6 protein-coding genes, 1 rRNA gene and 1 pseudogene are annotated in these 11,296 nt (G+C 39.2%); 6 read left to right on the plus strand and 2 right to left on the minus strand.

Annotated elements, in window-relative coordinates; all coding sequences use genetic code 11:
- Positions 1 to 112 precede the first annotated feature (112 nt).
- The 4 genes and pseudogenes from rrf (at position 113) to H0184_RS21120 (ending at position 3,610) form a co-directional block, all read left to right on the plus strand.
- Positions 113 to 229, plus strand: a 5S ribosomal RNA gene (gene rrf, locus H0184_RS21105).
- Positions 230 to 369: 140 nt separating this feature from the next.
- Positions 370 to 702 (plus strand): hypothetical protein, encoded by a 333-nt coding sequence (locus H0184_RS21110; protein ID WP_221828144.1) that lies wholly within the window; start codon positions 370 to 372, stop codon positions 700 to 702.
- A gap of 216 nt (positions 703 to 918) precedes the next feature.
- Entirely contained in the window at positions 919 to 2,391 is a 1,473-nt protein-coding gene (locus H0184_RS21115; protein ID WP_221828147.1) for a diguanylate cyclase domain-containing protein, read from the plus strand.
- Positions 2,392 to 2,457: 66 nt separating this feature from the next.
- Positions 2,458 to 3,610: pseudogene (locus H0184_RS21120) on the plus strand (NADH-dependent flavin oxidoreductase).
- A gap of 36 nt (positions 3,611 to 3,646) precedes the next feature.
- Here H0184_RS21120 and H0184_RS21125 read toward each other — a convergent pair.
- A complete protein-coding gene (locus tag H0184_RS21125) occupies positions 3,647 to 4,024 on the minus strand; it encodes a hypothetical protein (RefSeq protein ID WP_221828149.1) in 378 nt (125 codons plus the stop codon).
- Positions 4,025 to 4,176: 152 nt separating this feature from the next.
- Here H0184_RS21125 and H0184_RS21130 point away from each other — a divergent pair, with 152 nt between their 5' ends.
- On the plus strand, positions 4,177 to 5,514 hold the full coding sequence (locus H0184_RS21130; protein WP_221828150.1) for an MDR family MFS transporter: 1,338 nt from the start codon (positions 4,177 to 4,179) through the stop codon (positions 5,512 to 5,514).
- Between the two features lie 364 nt (positions 5,515 to 5,878).
- Here H0184_RS21130 and H0184_RS21135 read toward each other — a convergent pair whose 3' ends face one another.
- A complete protein-coding gene (locus H0184_RS21135) occupies positions 5,879 to 6,391 on the minus strand; it encodes a gamma carbonic anhydrase family protein (RefSeq protein ID WP_221828152.1) in 513 nt (170 codons plus the stop codon).
- A 458-nt stretch (positions 6,392 to 6,849) separates the two neighbouring features.
- Between H0184_RS21135 and H0184_RS21140 the strand changes: the two genes are divergently transcribed.
- Positions 6,850 to 11,133 (plus strand): S8 family peptidase, encoded by a 4,284-nt coding sequence (locus H0184_RS21140; protein WP_221828154.1) that lies wholly within the window; start codon positions 6,850 to 6,852, stop codon positions 11,131 to 11,133.
- The last annotated feature ends 163 nt before the right edge of the window (positions 11,134 to 11,296 follow it).

Genomic DNA, 11,296 nt, shown 5'->3' on the forward strand with positions numbered 1-11,296 from the left:
GTGGAGCTGACTGATACTAATCGTTCGAGGACTTAACCAATTTTAATGCGAACTCGTTTTACTACTTCTTCTGATTATCTAGTTTTGAGGGAATGAATCCTCAACAAAATAGTCTGGCAGCAATGGCGAGAAGGTCACACCCGTTCCCATACCGAACACGGAAGTTAAGCTTCTCAGCGCCGATGGTAGTTGGGACATGCGTCCCCGTGAGAGTAGGACGCTGCCAGGCAAAACGAAGCACAACCTGATAAGGGTTGTGCTTTTTTGTAAATACGATTCTATAACATTTCTAAAGCATAATATTTCATTAACGTAACGAATATAATTCATCGATATACTTATTTTTAAATTGAAAGTAGGTATTAATAGATGAAAAGCAAAATACACCGGTGTAATTGCAGGAAGGTATGGTCAATCCAAAATAGAAAAACAAAGGTTACGGCAGATTCTATTCTTCTGAATGGAGAATGGTATGCAGAATTAAGACCTGAAAGGAGATGTGACCCAAAGGGATTTGTTGCGACTAAGAGAAGTCAAGAAATCATCTTTAATCCTCCTCGTGAGTATATTGAGAATTTTAGAATAATAGAAAAACTTAATTATGATAAGAAAAATGTAAATTTCAACATAAAATATGGAAAGTATTTATTATTTGCTGAAGACGGATCGTGTTATATCCTAGAAAAGGCAAAAAACCCTTAAATAGCAACACTCCAAGCTGTTACTGTAACAGCTTATTTTTTTGCTATTTGTCAAAATAATATTATAAGTGCTGTCTAATAATGGCTTAAGATATGTTACATTTAAAGTAAGAAGGAAATAACATATTGGTAGTGTAAATGTAAAAACGTACACGATGCATATCATAACCTTCTATAGATTCCAAGGTAAATATTACAATAGTTTGAGGTGTCCCCGATGAAATACACAGGTAGAACTACTTTGTCTATTCTTTCTATTATGGTTTCCTTTATCGAATCATTTTCAGAAAAAACAACCTTATGGTCAATCTTAGAGGCTGTTTCATTTGCTGCTATCGCTTTCCTGCTGGGATGGGTCTATGATAAAGCAATCTACTATAAGAATAAAGCTGAAATTAGTGAAACTAGACTATGGGATATATTAAAATTCTCTCCAGAACCCATCATTGTATATCAGGATGAGAGGATTGTTTTTGTAAATGAAAAGTTTGAACAATTAATTCAATTACCATCTACTGAAATAATTGGGAAGTCCATCCTGCAGTATGTTCTTCCTGAATACCATTCTACTGTGGAAAAACGATTACAGGAAATGAGCGATGGAAATATAACTCAAGACCGAGTAGAGTTGAAAATCAATACACCATCACATCATGTTCTGGACATTGAAATTTCCTCTAGTCCTATTATTTATAATAGTAAACCTGCAGTTGAGGTGTTTATAAGAGATGTAACAAAACGTAATAGATTGGAAGAAGAGTTGAGAAAAAATGATGAGTTATATCGATTTATAACCGAAAATACAACGGATCTTATCTCTTACATTAATCCAAATGGTTGTTATCGTTATATTTCACCCTCCAGTAAGTGTATGTTAGATTATAATCAAGATGAATTAATTGGCAGGAATCTTTATGAATATTTACATCCTGATGAAGTTGAACATGTTACTTCATTAATTTTAGAAGCAGATTCAGATTTAGACTTTGCATCCTTTACCCACCGGTTAAAACTAAAAGATAATACGTTTATCTGGTTAGAAACAAACGCTAGAACTATTCGAGGTAACTCTCAAAAGCTAGAAGGAATTGTAGCTGTTTCTCGAGATATTACAGAGCGTATCGAAAAAGAAAAAAATCTTCAGGAAACAAATGTTATGTTGCGTTTTATAGCCAATATGGATGGATTAACAGGAATTGCAAATCGACGGTTCTTTGATGAAAGGTTACAAGAGGAATGGAAACGAATGAAGCGTAACAGCTTACCCTTTTCAGCTATCATGATTGATATTGATTATTTTAAAAAATATAATGATTATAATGGTCACCAGGCTGGTGATGATTGTTTAAGACGTATTGCAAAAACGTTAAAGGATACCTTAAAGAGACCTGGTGATTTTGCAGCAAGGTATGGAGGGGAAGAGTTCGTAATCTTGCTCCCAGATACAGACGAACAAGGGGCATCACATGTTGCAGCTATGCTTCAAGCAAATGTAATTAAACTTAACATTCCCTATACACCCGAAGAACATGAACCAGTTGTCACCATCAGCATAGGTTGTGCAACACTAATTCCAAATGAGAGGTTAAACCCTGAGGATTTAATCAAACTCGCTGATGAAAAATTATATCTCTCAAAGGATAACAGAATCCACCACTTTCCTTTAAACCAATTAACCTACCTTGCTTAAATGCAGGGTGTTTTTTATTTTAGCATTGTTATTTTCTATAAAGTAACCGAAAATAAGAGAGGTCAAATGAAAATTGAATTGGGGGGTACGGAGCAGGTGAATTCTAAATATGCACCTTTACTTGAGTCATTTGCATTTAAAAATGGCGTTCAACTAAAAAACCGAATGGTGATGGCACCAATGACAAATTGGTCCTCGAATCCTGACGGAACTGTTACAGATGATGAAGTCAATTATTATGCCAGACGCTCCAGTGGGGTAGGCTTGGTGATTACCGCATGTACCTATGTTACAGCGAATGGAAAAGGATTTCATGGTGAATTTGGCGGAGACAGAGATGAATTAATTCCTAGCTTAAAAAGATTAGCGGCTGGGATAAAAGAACAGGGAGCAAAAGCCATATTACAAATTTTTCACGGCGGCAGACAAGTGCCTCCTGAATTAATTCCAAATGGTGATGTCGTAAGTGCAAGCAGCATCCCTGTCGAAGGTGTCGGAAAGCCCGTCCCTAGAGAATTATCAGAACAGGAAGTAGAATCGATTGTGCGTGATTTTGGTGAGGCAACTCGAAGAGCAATTGAAGCAGGCTATGATGGTGTTGAAATCCACGGGGCAAACGGATACTTAATTCAACAATTTTTCTCTCCGCATTCCAATCGTCGGGAAGACCGCTGGGGAGGAAGTCTCGAGAAGCGTTTAACCTTCCCGTTAGCTGTTGTCGATGAAGTGAAGAGAGTGGCTGCTGAGCATGCAAATGGTTCCTTTATTGTTGGTTATCGCTTTTCACCGGAGGAGCCCGAAACGCCAGGGATTACCATGGCTGATACTCTTGTTCTAATTGATGAGCTGGCAAAAAAGGAACTGGAATATCTTCATGTTTCCTTACATGATTTTTGGTCAACACCTAAGCGGGGTGTCGATGATAGCCGTTCAAGGATAGAAATCATACAAGAACGCGTGGGGGATCAAGTTCCCGTGATTGGAGTCGGGTCCATTTATACCCCGGATGATGCGTTAAAAGCTTTTCAGACGGGTGTTCCACTGATTGCGCTAGGTCGAGAGCTAATTATCGATCCTGATTGGGTGCAAAAGGTAGCAGAGGGCAGAGAAACAGAAATAATTACAGAGATAAACAAGGAGAACCAACAGCAGCTAGTGATTCCAGATCCACTTTGGCAAGCAATCTCATACACCTGGATGGTTTCCGGGAGTTCATTAAAAAAAAAGAGTTCATCCCTAACTTGGATGAACTCTTTTACTGTATATATTCGGCATTATAAGTATTTTCACCAGAATGAACTGATAAGAGGGTGTCTGCATAACCAACCAATCGATTTACAATTTCGTCAGCAAGCGCATAAACCAGATGGTGCTGCTCAGCTTTATGAAGAGCTGAATCATCAAATATAATCGTGGTATTAATAAATATCTGTTTTGTGTCATAAAGGTTGTAATGAATAATCGTTTTTCCTGCAGCTCCTCCGGTTACAGGATCTGTAAAACTAGGAAGAAATATATACCATTCCTCTGCTGTGGGTGACCGAAAATTTTTTGTGAATTTCATGCCATTAATTTCAGATTCAATTTGTCCTCTCAAGCGCTCATCTATCACATCAATTATGTTTTCATCCATTTGTAATCCCGCTTCCAAACATGTTTTTTTATCCTCCTAGCATACCCATTATTGAGGGAATATTATCCTAATTTTGTTTGGCAGATGGTTAAATATATAGGAGAAAAAAATCTTTTGCTATAATAGTAGAAGTGCAGAGATAGGAGGACTAAATGAATAAGAATAAATATGTTTTTATTGGGCTTGTGATAACAACTCTTATTTCAGCCCTCGATACTAATATTATGCAGACAGCAAGTCCAACAATCGTTAATCAGCTTGGAGGACTAGAACTATTTTCTTGGATCTTTGTTGTTTATATGCTCGCTAGTACTATTACGGTTCCTCTTTATGGGAAATTATCGGATATGTATGGTCGTAAAAAACTATTAATGGTTGCAGTGGCTTTGTTTACGGTTGGTTCAATCCTCTGCGGACTGGCAAATTCTATGATTACCCTTATTATTTATCGGGGGATACAAGGATTAGGAGCCGGGGGTATGATTCCTCTCTCGATGATTATTGTAGGGGATTTATTCACCATCGAAAAACGCGGGAAGATCCAAGCGGTCTTTAGCGCTATTTGGGCAATATCTTCCATCATCGGACCTGTTTTAGGATCATTCTTTGTAGAAGCTTTGACTTGGAGATGGATTTTCTTTATCAATATCCCTATAGGTATTGCAACAGTTCTTTGTTTACTGCCATATAAGGAAACCGCTGAATATAAAAAGACTTTTATCGATTATAAAGGTTTTTTCTTGTTTGGTATTTCCATCACTCTTTTATTATTATCAACGAGCCTAAGTAAGCCATTCTGGTATATCATTGGTGGTGTAATTGGATTTATTCTTTTTATTCTTGTGGAAAGAAAAGAGAAGTATCCATTCCTTCCTGTTGCCTTATTTAAGAACAAAGGGTTACTATCGACGAATTCTTTCATGTTGGTTTACTGCCTTTCTTTTTATGGCACTTCAAACTTTATTCCACTCTTTTTACAGGAAGGCAGTCAAATGAGCATTTATAAAAGTGGGTTAATATTGTTAAGTATTGCGCTTGGATGGATGTTTGGCAGTACACCAGCTGGAAAATGGATTATACGCTTTGGATATAAAAATCTGTTTGTCATTGGCAGTATTCTTACAACAATCTCTGGCTTGGCACTCTATTTATTTATCCAAGACTTATCCTATATTGGTTTGTTTTTAATCTTGACCATACAGGGATTTTGCTTTGGTTTATTGTTTGCACTTGGTACAATTGCATCTCAAGAATTTGCAGAATCCACTATTAAGGGGATGTCCACGTCACTGCAAATGTTTCTAAGAAATATCGGGACCTCGGTCGGTGTAGCAATTATGGGATTGATTATTAACCATGCTGCCACACTTGCCATGGGAATGAAGAATGTTTTTCTTTACGCGCTACTATTGAGTTTTATTAACATTTTTCTTAGCTTTCGAATTCCTGAGAATACTGCAGCAGGCAGTGAGCCTAGCCTAACAACGTAATAAAGTTTGTGATAATGATGTTATGTCAACCAGAATGTTACGAATAAAATAGTATGACAGGAAAATAATAGGGTTAGTGTTATTCAATAACACGAATCTTCAATGTGGAGGGATATACTTTGAATATACTCTTTAGCATACTTAGAGCTTTAATGCTTTTAGGAATTAGATTAACGTATATCATTAATTATGTTCAATCTAAGTTAAGTTTTATGTTAAGGAAGCCGATAAGGCTTAACCCAGTGTATTCATAAAGTAATATCTGATTCACATTGCAGCAAGGAAAGGTGAGCATAGCCCTATGCTTGCCTTTTTAAATGAAAAAAATCCATATAAAGGATGGACTTTTTCATGTATTTTATTATTATTTAATTATTTCTTTATATTTCTTTCCTTTTTGTACATAGCTATCGCTTGAAAATTGGAGCATTTGTAAATCCTTATCAGTTAATTCTCGAACAACTTTACCTGGAGAGCCGAGGACAAGTGATCGAGGCGGGATTTTAATGCCGCCAGCTAGAAGCGTATTTGCCCCAATAATACATTCCTCACCTACTTCGACATTGTCTAACAAAGTTGATCCCATTCCAATGATTGAACATCTCCCGACTTTACAGCCATGCAAAATAACATTATGACCGATGGTAACATCATCACCAATGACAACAGGTGACCCCTCATAAAGATGAATGGTGGCATTATCCTGTATACTGCATCTTTTCCCAATGGTAATCGGACCATCATCTCCTCGCACTACAGCATTAAACCACACCGTTGATTCTTCTCCAATTGTAACATCTCCAACTAGATAGGCACCTGGCGCTACAAATACACTTTCATGAATAGCAGGGAATATACCATTATAGGGAATACGCATGATTCGCTCTCTCCTTTATAGTCAGAGTTATTTAATAACTTAGCTGAATTATACCATCATTAGCTGGGAAACGAGAATTCCTTCGATTGAAAGATATAACTTTTCAACTGCTCCCGTGAACATGATACCAGCATCAAGTATCGATACTACTAGGAAAAAGTAATCATTTTATATAAATAGAGAAAATTACCCCAACAAAAAGAATGACAAAGTGTAGAAAAAGATTCAGCCCTACAGGACAAAATACGTTGTCGACCTCAATTTGGACTAATTTTCCATATTTCCCAATGACTACTAAACTCTCAATTTCCAATAATTACTATTTTCTTGACGTGATTCGACACAAACCCCAACTACTAAGCGGTATTTTTAAAGTAGCACCAATGTTACTAACATAAAGTGTGCTTTAGGAAGGAGGGTAGGTGTCAGTTCCACGAAAATACTTAGGGGGTAATGGGATGAGAAAAAAGAAACGTCGTTTTCTATCGGTGATGTGCACCGCCATGTTAGTTTTACCTATGCTCATGCAGCCTCAAGTGAATGCCGTTGCAGCAACAAAGGGAGTCAGTGTTTCAGCTAAAGATCACATAAACTCTCCAGCTAAGAAAATTTCGAACACCCTAGAGAAACAATTCGATAATCAAGACAAAGTAACCTTCTTAATTAAAATGAAGGAACAGGTGGATACGGCAAGTGTAGCAAAAGAAGCCGAGAAAAAAGCAAGCCTAAGTAAAGCAACACCAGCTAAAAGTAAATCTTTAAAACGTTCTACAATTGTTTCAGAGTTAAAAGCAACCGCACAGGAAACTCAATTTGAATTGTTAGAGTACCTGCAAAAGCAAGTGGAAGCAGGGGCTGCAAAAGACGTTCATTCCTACTATGTTGTTAACGGGATTGCCGTAACAGCTACAAAAGAAGTCATGGAAAAGGTTGCTGCCTTCCAAGAAGTAGAAAAAATCCTTCCAAATGAAACAAGACAATTGTTTGTTCCTGAAAAATCTGCAGGAGCGGTAGCAGAACCAAAAGCCGAAACCAATGCCATTGAATGGAATATTGATCGTGTAGGTGCGCCAGCCGTTTGGGAGATGGGAATTGATGGGAGTGGAATCACGGTTGCATCCATTGATACTGGTGTACAGTGGAATCACCCGGCACTACAGTCAAAATATCGTGGGTTTGATGAAGCAACTGGTCAGGTATCACATGCCAACAACTGGTTTGACGCTACAGCCGGTCAATCAGCACCATATGATGACCAAGGCCACGGGACACATGTTACTGGAACAATGGTTGGATCTGAGCCAGATGGTTCGAATGCCATTGGTGTCGCACCAGGTGCCAAGTGGATTGCTGTAAAAGCTTTTACAGCTGCAGGTGGAACCGATGCTGATCTATTAGAAGCTGGTGAATGGATTTTAGCACCAAATGGAAATCCTGATTTAGCGCCAGATGTAGTAAATAACTCTTGGGGTGGAGGAGCTGGTTTAGATGAGTGGTATCGCCCTATGGTTCAAGCTTGGAGAGCAGCCGAAATCTTCCCAGAATTCTCAGCAGGAAACACAACGTTAACGAACCCAGGCGGACCTGGATCCGTTGCAAATCCCGCAAACTACCCTGAATCTGTCGCTACAGGTGCAACAGATATTAATAACTTACTAGGAAGTTTTTCATTATTAGGACCATCGCCATATCAAGAAATTAAACCAGAGCTGACTGCACCAGGCGTTAACATTCGTTCTTCCGTACCTGGAAGCAGCTATGAAGGCGGATGGAATGGAACATCGATGGCTGGACCGCATGTTGCAGCTGCGATTGCCTTATTACTACAAGCAAACTCTAGTTTAACTGTGAATCAGCTAGAAGAGATTTTACAAACAACTGCAATCCCATTAACAGACAATACGTATCCGGAATCTCCAAACAACGGATATGGTTCGGGATTATTAAATGTCTATGACGCTGTATCCTCCGTCATTTCTGGCTTAGGAAAGCTTAAAGGACAGGTAACAAAAGAAGGAGACGACAGTGAAGCTCCAGTGTTAGAACATTCCCAACCTGCCACGGTTTTTGCAGGAATGCCGCTAACGTTACAAGCTTCAGCTGCCGACAATATCAGTGTAACAAATGTAGAAGTTGAATATCAATTAGAAGATGGAAGCACAAATACAATTGCAGCAAAAAGAATTAGCGGTGATTATAAAAATGGAGTTTACCAAGCTGCTATCCCTGGTGAGGATATTGCGGGTGAATCGTTCTCCTATACCATAAAAGTAACCGATTTCGGTGGAAATGAAGCCGTAAATGAGTATTCTGTAGCTGTACTCCCAGGCATTACAGTTGGATATGTACAAGATTTTGAAAGCAATCCAGACGGATGGACATCTTATGGTGAAGCTAATACATGGGAATGGGGAGCGCCGACAACTGGACCGGGTGCAGCATTCTCAGGCGAAAAGGTTTATGGAACAAACTTAGACGGTACGTATGATAGCAGGGCTAATATGTCTTTACAACTGCCGCCTATCGATTTGCCAGAAGGAAACAGTTATTTACAATTTAAACAATGGTACAATCTTGAACGAAACTATGATTACGGTCATGTATATGTTTCAACCGATAATGTAAATTGGGTTCAAAAGCTTCGGGTAAACAATCTGTCCAATGGATGGGTTGATGGTGAAGTTGACCTAAGCGAATACGCAGGACAACGAATCTATATTGCCTTTAATGTAACGACTGACGGCAGTGTTGTTAGAGATGGCTGGTATTTAGATGATGTTCGTCTAACTGATACTGCCCTCACAGCACCACAACAACTTGGTGTAGTTACGGATAAAGAAGACGCTTCTGCAAATGTGGGATTAAAAGAAAAAGTTGATCCAAATAAAATCACAATCCAAATGCCTGAAGTTTCTAAAGAAGCTAGCAGTGAAAAGGCTGCTCCGGCTGCCTTACCGATGCATGCTTTTGTTACAGTCCTAGAATCAGGGCGCTCTGTAAAAACAAACCCAGCTGACGGAAGCTTTGAAATGACACACGCTGCAGGTGAATTCACCGTTATTGCTGAAAGTTATGGATACCAAACAGAAACACAAACTGTGAACATTGAGCAGGATGGTGAAGTGACGGCTAACTTTACCCTTGAAGAACTTCCTAAAGGCACAGTAACTGGAACTGTTATCAATCAAGCTACGGGTGAGCCAGTTGCTGGGGCAACGGTTTACTTAATTGAAGATGCAAACATCGCACCAGTTGCAACAGATGCTAACGGAAACTATTCATTAACAGGCTATGAGGGCGACTATACCCTAAAAATCATTGCACCTCATTTCTATAGCCAAGAAGTATCTGTTACTCTACAAGGCAATTTGTCACAAAACTTTGAATTGAAGCCATTTATCGGTTATCCTAGTGAAATTGGCTATGATGACGGAACAGCTGAAAATGCTAGAGCATTTTACGATGCAGGTAATGGCTGGGCTGTAAAAATGTCTTTAGCACCTGGCAATGAAAAGGCACTTGTTTCTGGAGGCTTATTCCGTTTCTGGGATACAGAATGGCCAGTCCCTGGTGGTACAGATTTCAAAGTGGAAGTATATGATGCCAGTGGTCCAGATGGAGCACCGGGTAAAAAATTGGCGGGCCCAATTGATGCAACCGCTTTGCGTAATGGTCAATGGACACATGTTGATTTAAGCAGTCATGGGATCGTTGTTGAAGGTGATTTCTATCTAGTTTACATTCAAGCTGAAATTAATACAGCTTCTCCGGGACTTGCAACCGATGAAGATGGTGAAAACGCCTTAAGAAGCTGGCAATTGGTTGGGGGAGCATTTGCACCTGCACCTGAAGCAGAAGGAAACTATATGATTCGCGCAGTAGTTGATTATGAAGTTACTGCCCCATCTATCACCTCTCCTGTTGATGGATCTTTTACAAATGAAGGAAACGTTACAGTAGAAGGGAAAGCGGCACCTACTACCACGGTTCATATCTACAACTATGGAGAAGAAATTGCAACAGGTGAAGCTACGGATGCTGGTACGTATGCTATTGAGGTATCACTTCAAGATGGAGAAAACAGTTTAACAGCAAAAGCCTCAACAGTCCAAGGGATTACAGATGCGTCAGCACCTGTAGGGGTAGTCTATGACCAGAATGCTCCAGAGTTAACTATAACCAGCCCAACAGATGGCGGGAAAATAAATAAGGAAACTGTTACCGTAACAGGTACAGTTGCCGATGAATATTTAAAATCTGTTAGTGTTAATGGGACAAAGGCCAAAGTGGAAAATGGCACCTACTCAGCTAGAATACTACTAGATGAAGGAACAAATACGATTACAGTGACAGCAGATGACCAAGCAGGTAATCGTACAGAACAAACTCTTCAAGTTAATGTAGATTATACTGCACCAGTGATCTCAAATGTAAAACCAGCAGAGGATAAGACGTTGAAAAAAGGTGAAACTGTAAAAGTCGAGTTTACTAGTGAACCAGGCTTAAAAACATCTTTTGTTATTCATATGCCTTTAACCAATCTTAACTCTGTACAAAACGCGACCGAACTGCCACTAATGGAGGTTTCACCAGGATCTTATGCAGGCTACTACACAGCTACAAAAGACATGGTTGCCGATGGTGCATTAATCGAAGTCAAAGCAGTAGATTCATTTGGTAACGAGACAAGAAAATTAGCAGACGGAAAATTGTTTATCAACGTAAAAAATAAAGGTAAATAGCAACATAAAAGAGAGGAGCAGCCTGCAATTAAATTGGAGCTTGCTCCTCTTTTTTTAATTGGCTGTGTTAAAGGGGACTTTTGATTTTAGAGCTTTGTTGATTTGTGCGGAAGGCGCGAGAATCCTGCAGGAGGACGGGACAGGGGAGACCCCGCAGACGCTT

Source organism: Neobacillus niacini (genome assembly GCF_019749295.1).
Classification (GTDB): Bacteria; Bacillota; Bacilli; order Bacillales; family Cytobacillaceae; genus Neobacillus; species Neobacillus niacini_D.